Origin of the sequence: Corallococcus silvisoli (assembly GCF_009909145.1) — a bacterium.
Classification (GTDB): domain Bacteria; phylum Myxococcota; class Myxococcia; order Myxococcales; family Myxococcaceae; genus Corallococcus; species Corallococcus silvisoli.
Map to the genome: position 1 here is coordinate 60829 of NZ_JAAAPJ010000016.1, position 20495 is coordinate 81323.

A 20495-nucleotide genomic window follows, 5' to 3' on the forward strand; every position below is an offset into this window, starting at 1 on the left:
CCGTGCGCGGCTACAGGTGCAGCGAGGACACGGGGGCGACGAGCCCGGGCCGGATGGGGAAGTCCTCGGGCAGCTTCTCTCGCTCCTCCAGGCGCTCGAACTCCAGCGAGTCATGCGCGCAGAAGACCGTCACCTGGGCGCCGTGGCGCTGCACCAGCTCCCGCAGGCGGCGCAGGTTGTACCAGCGCATCCACCCGTCCTTCTGCATCAGCTTCTGGTAGGCGCGCAGGCCGAGGGTGCACCGGTAGCGGTCCAGGTCCAGCTCCCCGTGGTGGAAGTACGCGTCGCCCGCGTGCAGCATCCACCCGTCTCCGGTGTCGATGGCCACGCCCGCGTGGCCCAGCGTGTGGCCCGTCAGCGGCACCAGCAGGATTTCGGGCGGAAGGCCGGTGAGCTCGCGCACGCAGTCGAAGCCGAACCAGCCCTCCCCCCGGTTCGGGACGTAGGTCTCCCAGCGCGTCTCCTTGGACCATTGCTGAGGGCGGAAGCGCGCCCGGTCCAGCCAGGTCCGCTGCGCGGTGGCCACGCGGTACTCCTCCGCCAGCACGTGCACACGCGCATGGGGGAAGTCGTCCAGGCCGCCCGCGTGGTCGAAGTCCAGGTGGGTGAGGACGATGTCTCGCACGTCGCTGGCCTGGAAGCCCATGCGCTCCAGCTGGCGGATGGCGGTGGCTTCCTCGGCCAGGGCGGGCCGGGACAGCACGTCGCGGAACAGGCCGCTCAAGCGCACGCGGGGCGCGTACACGTCATTGAGACCGAAGCCGGTGTCCACCAGCACCAGACCGCGCGGTGTCTCCAACACCAGACAGTGGCAGGTGAGCGCCGCGGGCCCCGTGAAGCCGCGCCGCCCGTCGACGAGCCGCCGGCCGGGCGGGCACATCGTGGTGCAGTTCAGGTGGTGGATGCGCATGGCGGCTCCTGCTCCTCGTGACCGTGGCGGGCGACCGTCGGCGCAGCGGGGCCGCGGGAAGCCACCATCCGTTCGTTCAGGGCAAAAGTGCGCCGTGCCCCCCGTGGGAGGAATCACCGCGCCCGTGGCGGGCGGGGGCTCGCCCGGCCGGGGGGCGGAAGTCCGGGCTTCAGGGCGACGGGGATTGCCCGGCCGCCTCCTCGCCGTGTGGCGGGGCCGACATCAGCACCAGCGCTTCGCTGGGGGCGACGGAGCGGTGCTCGACGCCGCGCGGGACGATGAGCAGCTCTCCTTCTTCCAGGACGACGGTGCGCTCGCGCAGCTCCACACGCAGGGCGCCCCGGGTGACGAAGAACAGCGCATCCCCCGTGGGGTGCTGGCGCCAGGGCCCCACGCCGGTCAGCCGCACCAGATGCACGGGCTGGCCGTGGAGCATGCCCACGGGTCGGGCGGTGCCGGGGCCGGACAGGCTGGTGGAGGCGTGGGCCAGGTTCACCTTCTCCACGAGGGGTGGGGCGGCCGGGGCCACTGTTGAACCGTTCGGGGCGCGACGGCGCGAGTCCCAGCGAGGGGGACGGCCGCCAGCGAGAGGTGGGGTCCGGAGAATCGTGCTCATGCGGACAGCGACTCCTTCAGGGGCGACGCGGTCCCACCCCTCTCATGGGTTGTCTTGCTTTCTGCCAGAGACAGGCACCGTGTTTCATCCCCCCTGCCTGGGGGCCGGTCCGGTATCCGACGGAAGCCGCCGGTAAGATAGGGTTTGCCTGGGCGTTGTGCCCGCGGTGTCGCGAGAAAATCGAGTCCATCCGCTGCCCGCCGGGCTGCCCGCTCTGTCCGAGCCGTGGGGCGCGCGTGCTCGGCGGCCACCGTCCCCGAGTGCGCCCCGGTCCGACCCCTCCCCCCGGGTGGGGGCCCTCCCGTGCTCCGCCATCCCCAGACATGAGGGGTCCCGGCACCGCCGCGGGGCGCGTCCGGGAGATGACACGGGGGAGCCGTGGCTCAACGCGGGCTCCACCCTCCTGTGACCCAATCCCTTTCATCGAGGCAGCGACGATGCGGCTCGAGCACTTCACGGAGCGCAGCTTCCAGCAGCAGGTGCTGGCTTCGCGGCAGGTCGTCTTGATGTATTTCTGGGCGCGCTGGTGCCCCCCGGAGTACCGGTTGATGGACGCCTGGGTGGAGTGCGTGGCGGCCCGGCACGGGGGCGCCTTGAAGGTGGTGAAGGTGGACGTGGAGGCGGACCTGGTCCTCTCCGACCGCTACATCATCCGCGCGGTGCCCACGCTGCTGGTCTTCAAGGGCGGAGACATGGTGGACCGGGCCGTGGGGGCGATGACCCGGACCGCCATCCGGCGGATGCTGGAGGTGCATCTGCCGACTCCCGCTGTCACCCTGTTTTGACAAGATGGTCAGTTAAAGCTTGTTTGGAATATATTGCCTGTTGCCGTCTGATGACCGCCTTCCCCTTGGAAAGGCCGCGTCGGCAGCTGTCCTCGCTGTTCTCCTCCGGCGGGACGTTCCGGGGCGACACCAGCGGTGGCTGCGGTCTGGTGGCGGGCAACCGCGGCACCAACTCCGCGAACGCGCCGTGGGGCTGGGACGACCAGAACGACGGACCCATCCTGCGAGGGGAGATCGCCAAGGACCCGGCGAAGCTCGCCGCGTACTACTTCAGTCCGTCGTCCCAGCTCTCGACGACGGACACGTTCAATCCCTTCCAGAACATCGGCGACCCGAACCAACCCTGAAGGCCTGGGATGGGAGGGTAGGATTGGAGCCCTCCATGACACGCGCCCCTTCCTTCACCCTTCGTGAGTACCCCATCTGCGACGACGGTTGTGGCCCCTACGACATCACGACGGGGGCGGACGGGGCCCTCTGGTTCACGCTCGTCCATCACGGCCAGATTGGCCGGCTGACGACGGCGGGGCAGGTCACGCGCTTTGCTGTCGAAGGCGCGGATGGACTGTCGCGGATCATCTCCGGGCCTGACGGCGCGCTGTGGTTCACCGAGTTCAAGAGCCACCGTGTTGGACGCATCACGCTGGATGGGAGCGTGAGCCGCTTCCCCATTCCCGGCGAGGGCGGCCCTTACGGACTCACGGTGGGTCCGGACGGCGCGCTCTGGTTCACGCTGATGCGCAACGACCGCATCGGCAGGCTCACGCCCGACGGAGACGTCCGCGAGTACCGCCTCCCCACCACCGGTGGATATCCGTCCGCCATCGTCACGGGGGCGGATGGGGCCCTCTGGTTCACCCTCAACCAGACGAACGCTCTCGGCAGGATGAGCCTGGACGGCACCGTCCGCCTCTTCCCGCTCCCGACCCCCGGCGCGGCTCCCGTCGGCGCGACCGCGGGGTCGGATGCCATCTGGTTCGTCGAAATCATGGCGGGGCAGTTGGGCCGCATGGCCCTGGATGGAACGGTGACGGAGTTCCCCCTGCCTCATCGCGACGCGAAACCCCACGCCATCGTGGCCGGCGGGGACGGAACGTTCTGGTTCACCGAATGGGGTGGTAACCGTGTTGGCAGCATCACCGGAGCAGGGGTCATCCAGCTGTATGACCTTCCGACGCCCGCGTCCGAACCGCATGGCCTGACGCTGGGCCCGGATGGCGCGGTGTGGATTGCCTTGGAGAAGGGGCGGGTGGCGCGTCTGGAACCGCTGCTTCCATGAGGTGGACCCAGACGTCGGCTTTCGGCCTGGTGCAACCCACACGCGGGCGTGTTCGCGCCCCTGGTGAGCCGAGCCTTCTCGGAGGCGGCGCTGCTGGGGGCGTCGCAGGCGGGCTTCCGGTTGTCGGCCGTGCGGGAGGTGAGCGCGGTGGCGGTGGTGGGCGGCGGGGTGGAGGTGACGCTCGCGTCCACGGCGGTGGCGATGGCGGCCCAGAGTGGGGGTGGAGGGCTGCCGTCAGCAGGAGGCCCGGGCAAGTGGGTGCAGGTGAACGAGTCGATGTCCGAGCGCGCTCGCGCGTATCAGGCCCAGGTGACGGGAGCGCCGGAGGGTTCCGCGTACCGGCTTCAAGAGGGCGACACGGTGGTGGACTTCGACGGCTTCGACCCGGTGGAGAACGTGCTGCTGGAGGCCAAGGGGCCGGGCTATGAGAGGTTCCTCAAAGCGGACATGACGATGAAGGACTTCTACCGGGGCTTCGGAAGGATGCTGGATCAGGCCCGCCGTCAATCCAGGCTGGCGAACGACACGCGCATCCGTTGGAATGTGGCGGAGAAGCGCTTCGCTGACTTCCTCCGTGAGGCCTTCCAGAACGAAGGACTCAGCATTGAAGTCGTACAGGTCTCGCCAGCTCGCTGAAGGAGTGTCTGTTCGTGATGGAGACGTACTACGCGGGCAGTTACTGGCTGGCTCGACAGGAGTCCATTGAAGCGTGCGCGCAGCGCCTGGAGTCCTTCCTTCGAGGGATGTCACCCCTGGAGCCCACCTGGAGTCGTTGGTACGAAGCGGCTGCCACCTTCCAGAAGGCCCGGAAACAGCAGCTTTCACCCGATGCATCGACGTTGGCGAAGCTCCTCGGCAAGAAGAGCAACCGGTTCGGTGACGATTCCAGCTTCTGGCTTTGGGCTGGTGAGACATCGGAAGAAACCTCGGGGGTCAACGGCCACTGTGGGAGCTCTTCCGCCCGCGTGAGTTCCGTCTGCCTTCTCAATCCCCTCAGCCAGGGCGAGGTAGCGGAGCGGGTCCTGAAGGCTCACGTCCTGACTGGCGTGGTGCGCGCCATGGCGCTCGCATGGGAGCCAGAGTTTGGCATCGCCACCTCCCATGAGCACCGGAACCTCATCGTGGCCGAGCAGTTCCCCAAGCTCGGGACCTACGTCGGCTGGGTCATGTACTTCGCCGACTCCCGTGGCCCCGTGCCTCCGCTCCCCGCCCCCGTGCAGGTGGAACACATCCCGGACCGGGGCACGCTCATCACCCTCACACCCGAGAAGTTCACCGTCTCCAACCCAGCCCACGTCGCGCTCGCCGAGGACGTCCAGGCGCGCCTCCAGGACGCGGGCCTGCTCACGCCCCTGCGCCCCTGGGGGACCTGATCACAGCTCCGTCCGTGGGCGCTGGAGCGACGTCCCCTCGCGCCCGCTGGCGTGAGCGTCAGTCCGGATAGAAGAGCGGATCGCGCGTGGCCACGAACGAAGAGATGGCGTGCGCCACCTCCGCCGGCAGCGTGGTGAACTGCACGCCCACGCCAGGCATCAGGTCCGGCGTGCGGTCATTGCCATCGCGAGCCCAGCGCACCACGCCGTTCACCGTCAGGGGCCGGCCTCCCGGAAGCGTGAAGTCCAGCTCCACCGCCGTGCCTCGCGGCACCGCCTCCACCGTGGCGATGAAGATGCCTCCCTCGCTGATGTCCATGGAGAAGCCGGTGAAGAAGTTGGAGTCGCTGCGCGTGTCGATGCTCGTGTGCATCCGCACCCGGCCCGCCTTCCGCGCCTCGCTCTTCGCTGGAGTCGACGCCACCGGCGCCTGCGCGACCGCCCGCTCGGAGCGGGCCGGGGTGTCCGGCGTCGCCTTCGTTCGGGAGGCCAGACCCGGGGGCGGGGCGGCCTTCACGGACTCCGCTTCCGCCTGCCGGCGAGCCTTCGCCTCGGCTTCGGCGCGGGCCTTCGCGGCGGCCTCCGCGCGCTTCAGGTCGGACTCGGCGTCCGTCAGCGCCTTGACCACCCGGGCGGCGTCCTCCTGCTGCACGCGCAGCGCGGACTGGAGGTCCAGCCCGGCCTGCCGCCGCGTGTCCAGAGCGGCCTCACGCGCGTCCAGGGCCTTCTCGCGCAGGCGCTCCAGCTCCGGGGCCGGTTCGGGGGACTCGGTGTCCTCCAGGCGCATGGCCCACTGGGACAGGCGCGAATCCCCGGCGTGCTCCGGCCGGGACAGCGCCTGCCGGGCGCGGGCCAGCCGTTCGCTCAGCGCGGCCGCGTCGGTGGTGGCGCGGGCCACCTGCTCGGCGAGCTGCGCTTCCAGCCGGGCCATGTCGGCTTCGGCGCGCGCCAGCTCGGCTTCCCGGGAGGAGGTCCGGGGGGTGGGGGGCAGGGCACTCATCGGTCGGGCTCCAGGCGGGCGCCCACTCTAGCGCCGCCCGGCCTCCCCCACGAGCCCCCCACGGGGCACCCCCTCAGTCCGCGCCCTTGATGCAGGCCACCGGCTTGAGGCGGTGGGCCACCCGGGCGAGCCCCGCCAGCTCCACCGTCTCCAGCACGTCGTCCAGGTTCTTGTAGCAGGGCCCGGACTCGTCCAGCGGCGTGGTGCGGGTGTTGAGCAGGATGCCCGCCTCCTCCATGCGCCGGTCCGTCTCCTCTTGCTGGAGCTGCCGGCGCGCGGCGGCCCGCGACAGCCGCCGGCCGGAGCCGTGGTTCACCGAGTAGATGGACTTCTCCGCGCCGGGTTCGGCGAAGAGGATGGCGCTGCCCGTCTCCATGGAGCCGGGGATGAGGATGGGGTGGCCGGTGGCCTCCCACGTCGTGCCCTTGAGGGCCGGGTGGCCCGCGGGGAAGGCCCGCGTGGCGCCCTTGCGCGCGACGAACTTCCCGGCCTCGCGCTGGATGAGGTTGTGGGAGATCTCGTAGTAGATGCTCGCGGTGCCGCCGAACACGTCCTCGAGCGCGCCGCACACGGCCTCGCCGATGAGCAGGCGGTTGGCCACGGCGAAGTTGGCCGCCATGTTGTGCAGGTTCCAGTACTGGCGGCCCAGGGTGCTGTCCGCGTCCATCCAGACGAAGTCCTCGCTGCGGCTCTTGAGGCCCAGCGCCGCGGCGCCCTCCACGAAGAAGTGCTTCGCGATGTTCCAGCCGAAGCCCCGGCTGCCCGTGTGGAGCATCACCCAGACGCGGCCCTGCTCATCCACCTGCATCTCGGTGAAGTGGTTGCCGCCGCCCAGGCTGCCCAGCTGCCCGCGCTTGTCGTAGGCGCGGACCGGGATGTCCACGCCGGTGTCCTCCACGGGGATGAAGTCGCGCTCGGTGACGGAGTGGCCCCGGCCCAGGGCCTTGGCGCCGTGGCGCAGGACCTCCTTCACGGTGGGCTCGCTGAGCCTGCGCTGCTTGCGCGCGCGGGTGGCGCCCACGCCCACGGCGATGCGCTCGGTCACTTCGTTGATCCACTGGCGGCGCTTCGCGGGGTCCGCGACGTCCTCCACGGTGAGGGAGGTCTGGAGCTGCACCATGCCGCAGCCGATGTCATAGCCGGCGGCGGTGGGCAGCAGCGTGCCGTCCGTCTCCACGATGGTGCCAATGGGGACGCCGTAGCCCACGTGGCAGTCGGGCGTGACGGCGACGCGGCTGACGCCGGGGAAGGTGGCGGCGTTGACGACCTGGTCGAAGACCGCGTCCTCCAGGCCGGGGGACTCCGGGCCTCCCTCGCCCCAGAGGAGCTTGTCGGAGAGGAACAGGTCCGCGTGCACGCGCATCGTCTTCGTGCGTGGCAGGACGTAGTGGCCCTCGGAGACCTTTTCCAGATGTTGCTTCCAGCTCATGGCGGACGACCCCAGGTGGATGAACCCGCGGCAGGGACGGAGCCCTCCGTCATACCTGACGGTGCCGGGTTCCAGACACCTGGACGGCTGCCTGCCCGGCGGATGCGGGGGGAAATCCGGGCGGGGAGGATGAGGGAACAGTCGGAAGTGCACGGACGGGCATTCAGACAAGCCTGGGACTTGCGGTAGCCGATCTGGATTCCCATTTCTGCTGCGTGCATCAAGGGGGTGGGCGATGGGGCTTCTGACGGGGATGGTGCTGGCGGTGGCGTTGCAGGCGGGGCCGGTGGAGATGACCGCGGCCCCGGTGTTCAATCCTTCGCTGTGCGCGAAGAAGCGCGTGGACCCATGCGGATGCCATCACGTGTACGGCATCCGGCACTGCCACCAGAATCGCAAGAGCAACCACTGCGAGGCGCAGGTCCGCGCGGAGGAGCCGGACGCGGAGCAGGAGACCGCGGAGGCCGTCAATCCACTGCAGAGCCTCATTGATCCGAACAAGTCCGTGTCCATGTAGGGCGCGCTGTTCAGGACGGGGCAGGAATCCGGGCGTCCTTCCCAAGGTGGGGGAGGGCGCCTCGGTGCGTGGTGCTGGCCATCCTGGATCGAGCGCCCAGGTGCCGCGCTCCCCCGTGGTTCAGGGCCATGCGCGCGTCGAGAGCCCCGCGCCTTGAGCAACAAGGAAATCCACCGCCCAGTCCGCATGCGAAGTCCCCCCATGAGCCTCAAGAGGGACCCCCGTGAACACGCAATGCCAGACGCCGGGGGGCACCGCCGCGATCCGGGCGGCGGCGTGACACCACCGCTCAATACGCCGCGGACGGATCTTCAGGCAGGGCCTCCGAACGGGTCACCTGCAGGTCGCTGTCCGAGCGGATGATGACCCAGCGCGCATGGGGCGACACGCGCAGCGCGACCACGTTCGGCGCCAGGCGGCGCATCTCCGGCCGGTAGGCCGGCGCGGCCAGGGGCGGCTCCGTCTGCGGGGACGCATGCGGAGGGGAGGTGGGGACGGCTGCCGGAGGCGGCGTCGGCAGGGCCTCTGGAGCCCGGTTCAGCAGCGCGATGACCTTCACGGTGGGACGCTCCGGTGGGAGGGCGGGCTTCGTCACCAGCGTGGTCGGCTCCGCCGCGGACGTCAGTGCACCCGGAGGGCTTCGCGGCAGTGCGGGCAAGGCCAGCGGAGCGCCGGGCAGGGCTTTCTGCGGCGCATGCCCCCGCTCGCGCGCGTCGACTGGCGCCGCGACGGAGCTCGAGCCCTGCACGCCCGTGTCGTTGGCCGCGCGTGATGGCTTCGCGGAGGGCTTCGACGCGGTGTGCGCGACCGCGGCGGCGCTCGCCACCGAGCGCGCCAAGGTCTCCGTCGCCGAGCGCGGCGCGCTCACGGCCGCTCCCGTGGGACGGGGCTGGGGCAGGACCGCGTCCCGGCCCGGCCCCGAGCCGAGCCCCGGAGTCCTCGCCGCCGCGCCGCGCGCCCCTTGGAGGTTCACGGGGCGGATGGACGGCGCCACGGGCCGCGCATCCGTCAGCGTCGGCTCCTGCGCGGCGCTGAGCACGAAGGGAGGCGGCGGTGTCGGGGGCACGCTCCGGACCCGCGCGGGCGGCGGTGTCGGCGGCGGCAGCCGGTCGAAGCAGTAGAGCTGTTCATCCTCCAGCGCCGTCGACGGCGCCGCGCCCTGGCCCAGCCGCACCACCTCCAGTTGCAGCACCGGGTCGCGCGGATCCAACTCCAGCGCGGCCTTCAGCGCGCCCCTCGCGCGGGATTCACAACCCAGTGACAACAGCACCTGCGCTGCTTCACGGTACGCGGAGATCGCCTGCGTCCGCTGTCCCGCGCGCCGGCAGGCCTCCGCCAGCCGGACGCGTACATTCGCGTCGCGGGGCAGCAGCTTCGCCAGCTGCGCGTACGTTTCCACGCACTGCGCATACCTGCCCCGCTGGTACAGCGCGTGAGCGGATTCCTTCAACTCCCGCAGCTTCGTCGACTCGCGCTCGCTCATGAGACGGCCCCCGCGTCGGTGCTGTGACCGGGAGCTAGCAGGCGACGTGCCGTGTGCTTCTGATGAGCGCTCGCGTTCAGTGCCTCGCGCCCACCGCACCCCCGGGCCGCAACGCCTGTCCTCCACCCGGCGGACCCCGAGGCTGATCACCGTGCGCCCGTGCACGCTGTCGGGTGAATGACTCCGCAGCGACCCTGTAGAAAAGGGAGTGGCGCTGTAACAACACCAGTACGGCATTCCGCGTTCTCAACGGATGACGCGACACTCCAGGGACGTCGGATGCGCACGCATGCGACGCTGGTCTCACTCCGATTCCACGGAGACACGTGGAGGTAGTACCCATGATTTCACGTTTTGCGGCCTTGTCGGTGGGCGCCTTGTTGCTGGGTGCCATGCCCTCCGGGGCGAAGGAGCCGGCCAGGCGAGCGCCCGCTCAGGCGGCGGAGCCCCCCGCGGACGAGACGCTGACCTTGAAGCGGGGCGCGAAGCAGGTGCTGACGGTGCCGGGGCTGACGCGCGTGGCGCTGGGCGACCCGTCCATCGCGGACGTGAAGACGACGGGGGTGGATGGGGTGGAGGTCTCCGCGCTGGCGGCGGGGAAGACCACCCTCATCATCTGGAGCGGCGGCACGCGCCGCACGTACCGCATCGTGGTGGGCGGCTAGCGTCGCCGCGGGCTCACGGCTCGGAGAGCAGGAACAGCGCGTGGGAGCTGGCGATGGGGCGGGTGCGGTCGTCCTGCCAGGCCTCCACGCGCACGTTGGCCACGCGCCGGCCCTGGCGGGTGATGAAGGCGCGCGCGAAGGTGTCCTGCGCCTTGCCCGAGCGCAGGAAGTCCACGGTGCTGGAGATGACCTTGGGCACGCGGTCGGTGTCCGTCTGGAGCAGCAGCTCGAAGATGGCGGTCGACTCCAGGAGCGCGCCCAGCGCCCCGCCGTGCAGCGCGGGCAGGATGCTGTTGCCGATGAGGTGGGGCGTGTAGCGCATGCGGCAGAGCATCTCTCCGGCGAGGTTCTCCACGCCGATGCCCATGAAGCGCGTGTAGGGGATGGCGTCGGTGAGGCGGTGGTATTCGCGCGACTTGCGCACCACGCGCACCAGCTCCGCCAGGGGAAGGGAGGGCGTGCTCATGGCGTTCAGTCCTCCACCCGCATGAAGGTGCCCTGCGCGGAGGCCACCGGCATCGCCGGGTCCCCCTGGTGCACCAGGGCGCGCACGAAGGCGATGAGGCGGGTGACCTTGTAGCACTCGGCGTGCGCGGTCAGCGCGAGGCCCGGGCGCGCGGGGCGCAGGTAGTCGATTCGCAGGTCCAGCGTGACGATGGCGGTGAAGGTGCCCAGCGCCGCGAGCACCGCCGTGCCGCTCGTCGCGTCGATGAGCGTCGTCACCGCGCCGCCCGCCACCACCCCGGTCTCCGGGTTGCCGACGAGCACGTCCGCGTACGGCATCACCACCGTCGCGTCCGAGGCCCCCACCGCCTCCAGCCGCAGCCCGAGCGCGTGGTTGTGGGGCACCGCCTCGGTGAACAGCACGGAGAGCTGTTCGCGCCGCCCCGCCTGGTCCGCAGGAAGACTGAAGTCCGACATAGGGCTCTCGCGATAGCAGATTCGGACCGCGCCGGGGGAACGCGATGCGCGGGCTCGCTCGCTCGCGCACCCAGGAACAGGCACACCCTTTCGTGCGTTCACGGGCGCCCTGCGCGCCCGCGCGTCCTGGCATGGCAGGATGCCGCGCCCCGCGTCTCGAACGAGGACCCTCTCGGTGAACCGACCTCTGTCCGCCCTCTGCTTCACGCTGCTGATGCCTGGCCTGCTGCTGGCCGCGCAGCCCCTGCCTCGGCCCGCGAGTGCGCCCACCCCCGCACCACAAGGCGAAGCGCCTCCGCGGGAGCCGCCTCCGCCTCCCACGCCGGAGGACACCGCGCGCGCCGCCGCCCGGGCGAACGAGGGCGACGCGGGCACGCCGAACCCCGTCGCGGAGGCGGAGAAGCCGGACGCGAAGAAGGACGCGTGGAGCGTGGACGCGCCCCCCGGCGTGTCCGCGTCGCAGGTGCCCATCGACGTGCGCGAGGGCACGTGGATGAACGTGGACGTGAGTCCGCGCGGGGACGAAATCCTCTTCGACCTGCTGGGGGACCTCTACGCGCTGCCCATCGCGGGCGGCGAGGCGCGGCCGCTGACGTCGGGCGCGTCCTGGGACATGCAGCCGCGCTACAGCCCGGATGGGAAGTCCATCGCGTTCACCAGCGACCGGGGCGGTGGAGACAACCTCTGGGTGATGAACCGCGACGGCTCCGACCCGCGGCCCGTGACGCAGGAGAAGTTCCGGCTGCTCAACAGCCCGGCGTGGAGCCCGGACGGCCACTTCCTGGTGGCGCGCAAGCACTTCACCGGCCGGCGCTCGCTGGGCGCGGGCGAGGTGTGGATGTACCACCGCGCGGGGGGCGAGGGCGTGAAGCTCACCGAGCGCGCCAACGACCAGAAGGACCTGGGCGAGCCCGCGTTCTCCCCCGACGGCCGCTTCGTCTACTTCAGCCAGGACGTCACGCCGGGGAAGACCTTCGAGTACGACAAGGACCCGAACAAGGAGCTCTACGCCATCCAGCGGCTGGACCTGGACACGCGGGAGGTGGAGCCCTTCGTCACCGGGCCGGGCGGCTCCATCCGTCCCACGCCTTCGCCGGACGGCAAGCAGCTGGCGTTCGTGAGGCGGGTGCGCGCGAAGAGCGTGCTGTACGTGACGGACGTGGCCTCCGGCGCGGAGCGCCCGCTGTATGACGGGCTCGACCGGGACATGCAGGAGACGTGGGCCATCCACGGCGTGTCGCCGGTGATGGCGTGGACGCCGGACAACAAGTCGCTGGTGTTCTGGGCGGCCGGGACGCTGCACCGCATCGACGTGGCGACGAAGAAGGTCACCCCCATCCCCTTCCACGTGAAGGGCTCGCGCACGGTGTTCGCGGCGGTGAAGGGGACCCGGCCGGTGGCGCCGGACCGCTTCGACGTGAAGATGCTGCGCTGGATGCAGGTGTCACCGGATGGCAAGAGGGTGGTGTATCAGGCGTTGGGCCGGCTCTACGTGAAGGAGCTGCCGTCGGGCACGCCGCGCCGGCTGACGCGGCAGAACGAGCACCTGGAGTTCTTCCCGGCCTTCTCGCGGGACGGGCGCTCCATCGTCTATTCGACGTGGGACGACGACGCGCTGGGCGCGGTGCGCATCGTGGCGTCGACGGGCGGCGAGGGCCGCGTGGTGACGGCGCAGCCGGGCTACTACGTGGAGCCGGCGCTGAGCCCGGACGGCAAGTGGGTGGTGTACCGGGCGACGGGGGATGGCTACCTGATGCCGGGCACGTGGAGCCGGGAGACGGGGCTGTTCGTGGTGCCGTCCACGGGCGGGGGCGTGGCGCGCAAGCTGACGCGGGACGGGGAGCAGCCGCACTTCGGGGCGAAGTCGGACCGCGTGTACTTCCTCAACGTGGAGTCCAAGGAGACGGAGGATGTGCGCACGCTGCGGAGCATCGCGCTGGACGGGGGCGAGCCGCGCACGCACCTCACGAGCGCGGGCGCGCTGGAGATGCGCGTGTCGCCGGACGACCGGTGGGTGGCCTTCCGCGAGGACTTCAACGCGTACGTGACGCCCTTCGTGCGCGGCGCGAAGGAGGCGCTGGTGGGGCCGGGCACGAAGGCGATGCCGGTGACGCAGGTGAGCCGTGACGCGGGGGAGTACCTGCACTGGTCCGGCGCGGGGGAGCGGCTGTCCCTGCACTGGGCGCTGGGGCCGAAGCTCTTCACGCGGGCGCTGAAGGACGCGTTCACGTTCCTGGACGGGGCGCCGAAGACGCTGCCGCCGCCGGAGGCGGACGGGGTGGACGTGTCGTTCTCCGCGAAGTCGGACGTGCCGGAGGGGGTGCTGGCGTTGGTGGGCGGGCGGCTGGTGACGATGAACGGCGAGGAGGTGGTGGAGGAGGGCGTGGTGGTGGTGAAGGGCAACCGCATCGTGGCGGTGGGGCCGGTGGGCAAGGTGGCGGTGCCGGCGGGGGCGAAGGTGGTGGACGTGAAGGGCAAGACGCTGATGCCGGGCCTGGTGGACGTGCACTGGCACGGGAGCATGGGCGTGGACGGGCTGATGCCGGAGCAGAGCTGGGTGCAGGCGGCGTCGCTGGCGTTCGGGGTGACGACGTTGCACGACCCGTCCAACCAGTCGGAGACCATCTTCGCCGCGAGCGAGATGGGGAAGGCGGGGATGCTGACGGCGCCGCGCATCTACTCCACGGGGACCATCCTGTACGGGGCGGCGGGCGCGGGGGCGCACGTGGAGATCGACACGCTGGACGACGCGCGCCGGCACCTGCGGCGGATGAAGGCGTTGGGGGCGTTCAGCGTGAAGAGCTACAACCAGCCCCGGCGCGACCAGCGGCAGAAGGTGCTCCAGGCGGCGCGCGAGCTGGGGATGCTGGTGGTGCCCGAGGGCGGCTCGCTGCTCCAGCACAACCTGACGATGGTGGTGGACGGGCACACGGGGCTGGAGCACTCGCTGCCGGTGGCGCGCATCTACGACGACGTGCGCCAGCTCTGGAAGGGCACGCGGGTGGGCTACACGCCGACGCTGGGCGTGGCCTACGGCGGGCTGATGGGGGAGAACTACTGGTATCAGAAGACGAACGTCTGGGAGGACACGCGCCTGTTGTCCTTCGTGCCCCGGCGCGTGGTGGACGCGCGCTCCAGGCGGCGCGTGATGATCCCCGACGAGGAGTTCAACCACCCGAACGTGGCGCGCGTGGCGAAGGAGCTGAACGACCTGGGCGTGAGCGTGCAGCTGGGCGCGCACGGGCAGCGCGAAGGGCTGGCGGCGCACTGGGAGCTGGCGATGTTCGTGCAGGGCGGCATGACGCCGATGCAGGCGTTGCGCGTGGGCACGCTGAACGGCGCGCGTCACCTGGGCATCGACGGCGACCTGGGCTCGCTGGAGGTGGGGAAGCTGGCGGACGTGGTGGTGCTGGATCGCAACCCGCTGGAGGACATCTCCAACAGCCGCACGGTGCGCTACACGATGGTGAACGGCCGGCTGTACGACGCGAACACGCTGAACGAGGTGGGCACGCGGCAGCGCACGCGCGTCAGGTTCTTCTTCGAGAAGGACGGCAACGAGGGGTGGAGCCCCCGGGCCTCCACGCATGCCAATGAACAGGTATGCGATTAGGGCTCGTGCTGCTGTGGAGTGGGCTCGCGGGCTGCGCTGGCGGCCCGCGGCAGCTCCGGCAGTCCCTGGGGCCGGGACCGGGGCCGGGCTGCGTGAGCACGGTGGATTGTCAGTGCAAGGGAGGTTCGGCGGCGGCGTGCGAGCAGGTTGAAGCGATGAAGCCGCCCCGCCCCCGGACGCCCAACCCGGTGCCACCCCCTGGATCAGCGGAAGAGGCACGGAAGGATGAGGCCGAACGTGTCAGGAGGTCCTGCACCGAGGACTACGTTCGCTGCGTGGACGCTGGCGGTGACAGCGAACCTGGGCGAGTGGAGGGAGAGAGCCTCTGTGATTCATGCCGGGCCTACTGTATGGCCAATGGCTTCTGGCCCGTGGCCATCTACAATTGGAATGCGAGAGCCATCAAATGCCCGCGAAGATAAGGGATGCGTTCGATGATCCGCCTTTCCGGGATCCAAGCTGGCGTGCCTTCACCCGGGATGTAGAAGAGGCGACCGAGCTCGCGCCCAGGGACTGGGCACGCTTCAGGGCAGGCTTGAAGCAAGTGGAGCGGCGTCATGCGGGACGGGTGCCGTCGGCCTCGCTTCACCGCTATCTCGCGGACACGGCGTTCTTCTGTGCCGCGCACTGGAAGCAGACTCCGCGCGTCGTGCGTGGCGCGCTGCGCGCTTGTCTTCGGCACCCGTTGGGGACGCGGATGTTTGCTCACGTGGCCGCGGAGTACTGGCGTTGGGCGTCCAAGGTCTCCCCCTCGGACCTGCCCGAGGCGGAGGCCATGCTCGTGGAGGTCCGCGAGTCCCTGCCGTCCCTGGACGAGCACGAACGCTGGAACACGGAAGGCCTGCTGGCCTCCCTGAAGCGCTGAGCCTCAGCGCTTCGCGGCCACCTGGGCCAGGGCCTGTTGGATCTGCGGGAGGGCGTAGGGTTTGGGCAGCACCACCACGCCCAGCCACTGCCGCGGATCCCCGTCCAGCGCCGCGCGGCCGTGCCCGGACGCGATGATGATGCGCATGGTGGGCTTTCGCAGCGCCACCTCGCGCGCCAGGTCCACCCCCGACATGCCCGGCAACGTCACGTCCGTGAAGAGCACGTCGAAGGGCTCCGCCGCCAGCGCCACCCGCGCCTCCTCCGCGCTCGCCACCGACATCACCGCGTGCCCCAGGAGCCCCAAGAGCTCCCTCGCGGAGGCGCGGATGTCCTCGTCGTCCTCCACCAGCAACACGTGCATCCGCCGCGCGGACTCCTGCGCCGCGGACGACTCCCCGCGCGCGGCCGCCTCCGGCCACGCCAGCCTCGGCGTCAACTGCCGCTGCTGCCGCTGGTCCAGCTGCGCCCGCACCTTGCGCGCCAGGTCCTCGCGCCGGTACGGCTTGGACAGCAGGCTCACGCCTGGATCCAACCGGCCGCCGTGCACGATGGCGTTCTCCGTGTAGCCCGACGTGAAGAGCACCTCGATGTCCGGCTGCAACGCCTTCGCCTGCCGCGCCAGCTCCGGGCTGCGCACCGGCCCTGGCATCACCACGTCCGTGAAGAGCAGGTCCACCGCGACGCCGCTCTTCAGGATGGACAGCGCGCTCTCTCCGTCCACCGCGCGCAGCACCCGGTAGCCCAGCTCCGTCAGCAGCTCCACCACCGTCGCCCGGACGTCCGCGTCGTCCTCCACCGCGAGGATGGTCTCCTTCCCGCCCTGCACCGGCCCCGTCACCCCCTCCGACACCGGCGCCTCCGGCTGGAAGGCGCGCGGCAGGTACACCTTCACCGTCGTGCCGTGCCCCACCTCGCTGTAGAGCTTCACGTGGCCACCGGACTGCTTCACGAAGCCGTACACCATGCTCAGCCCCAGGCCCGTGCCCCGGCCCTCCGGCTTCGTCGTGAAGAAGGGCTCGAACGCGCGCTCCATCACCTCCGGCGCCATGCCCGCACCCGTGTCCGAGACCGCCAGCAACACGTACGCCCCGGCCAGCACCTCCGGGTGCGCCTGCGCGTAGTGGTCGTCCAGCGCCGCGTTGCTCAACTCCAGCGTCAGCTTCCCGCTGCCACTCATCGCGTCCCGCGCGTTGATGGCCAGGTTGAGGATGACGTTCTCCAACTGGTGCGGATCCGCCAGCGTGTTCCACAGCCCGCCGCTGATGACCGTCTCCACCTCCACGTCCTCGCCCAGCGCGCGGCGCAGCAGGTCGTCCATGCCCCGCACCAGCCGCCCCAGGCTCAAGGAGCGCGGCTCCAGCGGCTGCCGCCGGGAGAACGCCAGCAGCTGCGCGGACAGCCGCGCCCCGCGCTCCACCGCGCCCAGCGCCGAGCGCACCCGCTGCAGTCCCCGCTCGTTGCCCGCCACGTCGCGCTGCAACAGCTGGAGGTTGCCGCCCACCACCTGGAGCAGGTTGTTGAAGTCGTGCGCCACGCCCCCCGTCAGCTTCCCCACCGCCTCCATCTTCTGCGACTGCCGCAGCTGCTCCTCCGTCCGCCGCTGCTCGGTGACGTCGCGCGCGGTGGCGTACAGCAGGCCCTCCTCCAGCGCGGGCACCGCCGTCCAAGAGAAGTGCCGGTAGTGGCCGTCCCGCGTCCGGAAGGAGTTCTCGAAGCGCAGCGTCGTGTGGCCCTCCGCCAGCTGGCGGACCTCCTCGCGCGTCCGCTCCTGCGCGCCCGGCGGCTCCATCCACTGGCTCGTGCGCCCGACCAGCTCCTCCTCCGTCCACCCCAGCGTCCGCGTCCAGGCGGGGTTGACGCTGAGGAAGCGGCCCTCCAGGTCCGCCACCAGCAGCAGGTCCTGCGACAGCCGCCACACCCGGTCCCGCTCCTGCGTGCGCTGCGCCACGCGCTGCTCGAGCGTCTCGTTGGCCTGCTTCAACTCCGAGAGCGCCTTGAGCCGCGCCAGCGTCGTCCACACCCGGTCGGCCACGTTGCGCGCCAGCTCGATTTCATCCTCCGTCCATGGGCGCGGCTGCGTGTCGTGGAGGAACAGCACCGCCACGAACCGGCCGTGCTCCAGCAGCGGGATGTTGAACAGCGCCCGGATGCCAATCGCCTCCAGGGTGGCCGCCTGGGGGGCCGTGCGCGGGTCCTCCCTCACGTCCGGGATGGCCACCACCTCGCCCTTCAGGAGGTCTTCGATGAACACGCCGTAGTCGAGGAAGCGGTGCACCCCCTCCACGCGTGCCACGTCCGGCGAAGCCACCCAGTTCGGATGCATCCGCACCAGGGAATGCACCGCGTCCACCGTGCCGTAGCCCGCGCGCGGCACGCCCAGCAGCCGCCCCACCACCTCCATGGCGAGCCGCGCGGCGGCTTCCGCGGACACGGCCTCGCGCAGCCGGTCCGCCATCTCCAGCAGCGCGGCCTGCCGCAGCTCCGCCCGCTTGCGCGCGTCGATGTCCACCAGGACGCCCGGAAAGCGCAGCGGCGCCCCCGCTCGGCTGCGCTCGCAGTGACCGCTCGCCTCCACCCAGCGGTAGACCCCGTCGGAGCGGCGCACGCGGTACTCGGCGCGGTACGTCCCCCCCGTCTCCAGCGCGCGGGCGATGGCCGCCTCCACCCCGGGCCGGTCCTCCGGGTGGATGGCCGCCACGAACTGGCCGAGGGGCAGGCCTTCGCGCGCTCGCAGTGGATCCAACGAGAAGGAGTCCGCGAAGCGCGCGTCCGTGGTGACGCGGTTGTCCGGCACGTCCCACACCCAGGTGCCAATCACCGCCTCGGTGCTCAGCGCCAGCTGCACGCGCTCGTTCGCCGCGCGCAGCGCGTCCTCGGAGTGGTGGCGGTCGGTGACGTCCTGGGTGACGCCGATGAGCTGCGCGGGCCGGCCCGCCGCGTCGTGCACGAGCGACGCCCGGCGGGCGATCCACCGCACCTCCCCGGTGTCCAGCCGGCGGACGCGGTACTCCACCGAAGGGGTCACCTGGCCCGCCGCCCGGGTGCGCGCGTTGGAGGTCAGGGGCCGGTCCTCCTCCAGCACGAGCGCCTCGATGTCCGCCGCGGGCACGGTGTCCGTGAGCGGCACGCCGTACAGCCGGCAGAACTCCGGCGTCACCGTCAGCAGGTGGGTGGCGATGTCGAGCGTGAACACGCCGATGCCGCCCGCCTCCTGCGCCAGCCGCAGCTGTTCGTGCTTCACGCGCAGGCGCTCGTCGTCCTCCCGCGCCTGGGTGATGTCCCGCGAGACGCAGACGGCGAAGGAGGGCCGTCCCGCCGCGTCCCTCGCCAGCGCGACGTGGTTGCGCGCCCAGATGACGCGGCCGTCCGGCCGCAGGTAGCGCTTCTCCACGACGAAGGGCTCGCCCGTCTCCACCAGGCGACGGAACAGGGTGGCGTCGCGCGCGCGGTCCTCCGGGTGCGTGAAGTCCAGCAGGTCACGCCCCAGCACGTCCTCGAGCGAGCGCCCCAACATGTCGCGGAAGTGCTGGTTCGCCAGCTGGAACGTGCCCTCCAGGTCCGCCTGCGCGATGCCCACCCCGGCCTGCTGGAAGAGCGCCGCCAGCCGCTCCCCGTCGAACAGGGGCGTGGCGGCGGCGTCCGGCCCGGTGGGCGCCGCGTCGGTGGAGGACTCCAGGCCCGCGGCGCGCAAGCGATGCCGCAGACGTTCGACCTCGGCCTTCAAGGCCTGTTCGGTGTCGGAAGGGGGCAGGCTCATGGACGGGGGACCGGGTCGGTGGGGCGACCTTCAGCGCGGGAACTGTGACCCGGGTCCTCCAGGGTGGGCAACGGCGATTTCCCAGGGGTTCATTCCTCCGGAGGCGGAACTTCCTCCTCGGCGTCCGCGCCCGTCCGCGCCTGGATGAACGCCCGGATGTGGGCGACGAGCGCGTCCCGGCGGCGCGCGAGGAAGTCCGCTCCGTCGCCTTGACGCAGGGCGGCCAGGGCGTCGGGCGACAGGGCATGGCTGGGGAAGACCGCGGGGGGAACCGCGCCAGCGCGCACCAGCCCCAGCAGGGACCTGCCTGGCGCGAGCACCGGGTGGAAGAACTGGTTCGCCAGGGTCAGCTGCAGGGCGCTCCCCGAACCGGGGGCGGGAGGGAGCCCCGACAGGGGTGGGGGGAACACGGGCAGGAAGGCCACCGCGCCCTGGATCTCCAGCAGCGGGCCGGGCTCCAGCAGGGCGCCGGTGAGCAGGTGCCGGGGCCGCAGCGCCAACAGGGCGTTGGCCTCCACCCGGTCCGCCACCGACGCGAGCCCCGCCATGCCCGGCTGCGAATAGCGCTCCCAGCCGCGCGGCGGCGGAGGGCCCACCCGGTGGAGCAGCGCGCGCACGGAGGCGTCCGCGTCCGTGGTGAGGACCGCGAGGCTCGCGCGGGCCTCGGCGTCGGGCGGTGAACGCTCGGTGTCGAAGAGGGCGCGGCGCCACAGCCAGTACGACAGCCGCGCGCGGGAGTCGGGACCAGGCTGGGGGTGCAGGTGGAAGAACCGGGACAGCAGCGGCAGCACCTCCGGCCGGGGCAGGAGGCTCAGGTGCGGGATGCCCGCGTCCTGGCGGAGGAAGTCGAAGGCGCCACGCACCGCCCGCGCGGTCCGCCCCAGCGCCTGCGCCCAGTCGTCCTCCGTGCCGAACTCCTCCCGGAAGTCCCGCGTGAAGTCCCGCCCGTGCACCGCGAGCAGCAGCGAGGGCAGCGCGTCATCCTCCAAGCGACCGAAATCACGGGCGGACAGCTGCTCGGCCAGGGCCTCCAGGCTCTGGCACGATGTGTCGGGTCGCCCGGGAAGGGGTGGGGCCATGGGACGTCCTGCGTAGCGGAGAGTCACCAACACTCACATCGCCCGGAGGTCGCAATGCTCACTTCCTGCCTTGACGGTGCGAAGAATTTCTTTAAAGAATGCACGCACGTCCTCTTCTTCTTGGAAGATGGCGTATGTACCGGGCCTCGCGTTCCCCAACCGCGGAACCGGTGCGTGACGTCCCAGTTGAGCCCCGCGCGC

Annotated in this window: 17 protein-coding genes and 2 pseudogenes; 9 read left to right on the forward strand and 10 right to left on the reverse strand. The window is 71.1% G+C overall.

Going from position 1 to position 20495, the window contains the following annotated elements; genetic code table 11:
* Nucleotides 1–10: 10 nt before the first annotated feature.
* Nucleotides 11–910, reverse strand: coding sequence for an MBL fold metallo-hydrolase (locus GTY96_RS28405; RefSeq protein ID WP_143908886.1), 900 nt, complete (start codon nt 908–910; stop codon nt 11–13).
* A gap of 169 nt (nt 911–1079) precedes the next feature.
* On the reverse strand, nt 1080–1526 hold the full coding sequence (locus tag GTY96_RS37305) for a cupin domain-containing protein (RefSeq protein ID WP_201756480.1): 447 nt from the start codon (nt 1524–1526) through the stop codon (nt 1080–1082).
* Nucleotides 1527–1963: 437 nt separating this feature from the next.
* Between GTY96_RS37305 and GTY96_RS28415 the strand changes: the two genes are divergently transcribed.
* From GTY96_RS28415 to GTY96_RS28435, 5 genes and pseudogenes are all read left to right on the forward strand, one after another.
* A complete protein-coding gene (locus tag GTY96_RS28415; protein ID WP_161666363.1) occupies nt 1964–2311 on the forward strand; it encodes a thioredoxin family protein in 348 nt (115 codons plus the stop codon).
* Nucleotides 2312–2376: 65 nt separating this feature from the next.
* Nucleotides 2377–2658 (forward strand): hypothetical protein, encoded by a 282-nt coding sequence (locus GTY96_RS28420; protein ID WP_235685932.1) that lies wholly within the window; start codon nt 2377–2379, stop codon nt 2656–2658.
* A 35-nt stretch (nt 2659–2693) separates the two neighbouring features.
* Entirely contained in the window at nt 2694–3590 is an 897-nt protein-coding gene (locus GTY96_RS28425; protein WP_161666364.1) for a Vgb family protein, read from the forward strand.
* 75 nt (nt 3591–3665) lie between these two features.
* A pseudogene (locus GTY96_RS38630) lies at nt 3666–4226 on the forward strand (Tox-REase-5 domain-containing protein); the annotation flags it as partial.
* Between the two features lie 17 nt (nt 4227–4243).
* Nucleotides 4244–4963: an immunity 52 family protein gene (locus tag GTY96_RS28435; RefSeq protein ID WP_201756493.1), complete on the forward strand. Its 720-nt coding sequence runs from the start codon at nt 4244–4246 to the stop codon at nt 4961–4963.
* Nucleotides 4964–5021: 58 nt separating this feature from the next.
* Here the strand turns inward: GTY96_RS28435 and GTY96_RS28440 are convergent, their stop codons facing one another.
* Complete coding sequence (locus GTY96_RS28440) at nt 5022–5963, reverse strand: TIGR02266 family protein (RefSeq protein WP_161666367.1); 942 nt, start codon at nt 5961–5963, stop codon at nt 5022–5024.
* Nucleotides 5964–6036: 73 nt separating this feature from the next.
* Nucleotides 6037–7392 (reverse strand): RtcB family protein, encoded by a 1356-nt coding sequence (locus GTY96_RS28445; RefSeq protein ID WP_143908898.1) that lies wholly within the window; start codon nt 7390–7392, stop codon nt 6037–6039.
* Nucleotides 7393–7627: 235 nt separating this feature from the next.
* Here GTY96_RS28445 and GTY96_RS28450 point away from each other — a divergent pair, with 235 nt between their 5' ends.
* Nucleotides 7628–7909, forward strand: a complete 282-nt coding sequence (locus tag GTY96_RS28450; protein WP_143908900.1) for a hypothetical protein — start codon at nt 7628–7630, stop codon at nt 7907–7909.
* A 289-nt stretch (nt 7910–8198) separates the two neighbouring features.
* Here the strand turns inward: GTY96_RS28450 and GTY96_RS28455 are convergent, their stop codons facing one another.
* Complete coding sequence (locus GTY96_RS28455) at nt 8199–9392, reverse strand: BTAD domain-containing putative transcriptional regulator (RefSeq protein WP_161666368.1); 1194 nt, start codon at nt 9390–9392, stop codon at nt 8199–8201.
* A gap of 341 nt (nt 9393–9733) precedes the next feature.
* Here GTY96_RS28455 and GTY96_RS28460 point away from each other — a divergent pair, with 341 nt between their 5' ends.
* Nucleotides 9734–10057 carry a pilus assembly protein N-terminal domain-containing protein gene (locus GTY96_RS28460; protein ID WP_143908904.1) on the forward strand — a complete coding sequence of 108 codons (324 nt, stop codon included), beginning with the start codon at nt 9734–9736 and terminating at the stop codon, nt 10055–10057.
* A gap of 13 nt (nt 10058–10070) precedes the next feature.
* Here the strand turns inward: GTY96_RS28460 and GTY96_RS28465 are convergent, their stop codons facing one another.
* A complete protein-coding gene (locus GTY96_RS28465; protein ID WP_186002193.1) occupies nt 10071–10523 on the reverse strand; it encodes a PaaI family thioesterase in 453 nt (150 codons plus the stop codon).
* 5 nt (nt 10524–10528) lie between these two features.
* Nucleotides 10529–10978 carry a PaaI family thioesterase gene (locus GTY96_RS28470; RefSeq protein ID WP_161666369.1) on the reverse strand — a complete coding sequence of 150 codons (450 nt, stop codon included), beginning with the start codon at nt 10976–10978 and terminating at the stop codon, nt 10529–10531.
* Nucleotides 10979–11153: 175 nt separating this feature from the next.
* On the opposite strand from GTY96_RS28470, the gene GTY96_RS28475 reads away from it, so the two are divergent.
* Together GTY96_RS28475 and GTY96_RS28480 are read left to right on the forward strand one after the other, a co-directional pair.
* A complete protein-coding gene (locus GTY96_RS28475; RefSeq protein WP_161666370.1) occupies nt 11154–14591 on the forward strand; it encodes an amidohydrolase family protein in 3438 nt (1145 codons plus the stop codon).
* 697 nt (nt 14592–15288) lie between these two features.
* Nucleotides 15289–15456 (forward strand): hypothetical protein, encoded by a 168-nt coding sequence (locus GTY96_RS28480; protein WP_161666371.1) that lies wholly within the window; start codon nt 15289–15291, stop codon nt 15454–15456.
* Between the two features lie 3 nt (nt 15457–15459).
* Here GTY96_RS28480 and GTY96_RS28485 read toward each other — a convergent pair whose 3' ends face one another.
* From GTY96_RS28485 to GTY96_RS28490, 3 genes and pseudogenes are all read right to left on the reverse strand, one after another.
* Nucleotides 15460–18699, reverse strand: a complete 3240-nt coding sequence (locus GTY96_RS28485; protein WP_328701039.1) for a hybrid sensor histidine kinase/response regulator — start codon at nt 18697–18699, stop codon at nt 15460–15462.
* A gap of 15 nt (nt 18700–18714) precedes the next feature.
* Nucleotides 18715–19215 (reverse strand): annotated as a pseudogene (locus GTY96_RS37975) (PAS domain-containing protein); the annotation flags it as partial.
* 89 nt (nt 19216–19304) lie between these two features.
* Entirely contained in the window at nt 19305–20294 is a 990-nt protein-coding gene (locus GTY96_RS28490) for a hypothetical protein (RefSeq protein ID WP_143908911.1), read from the reverse strand.
* Nucleotides 20295–20495: the final 201 nt, after the last annotated feature.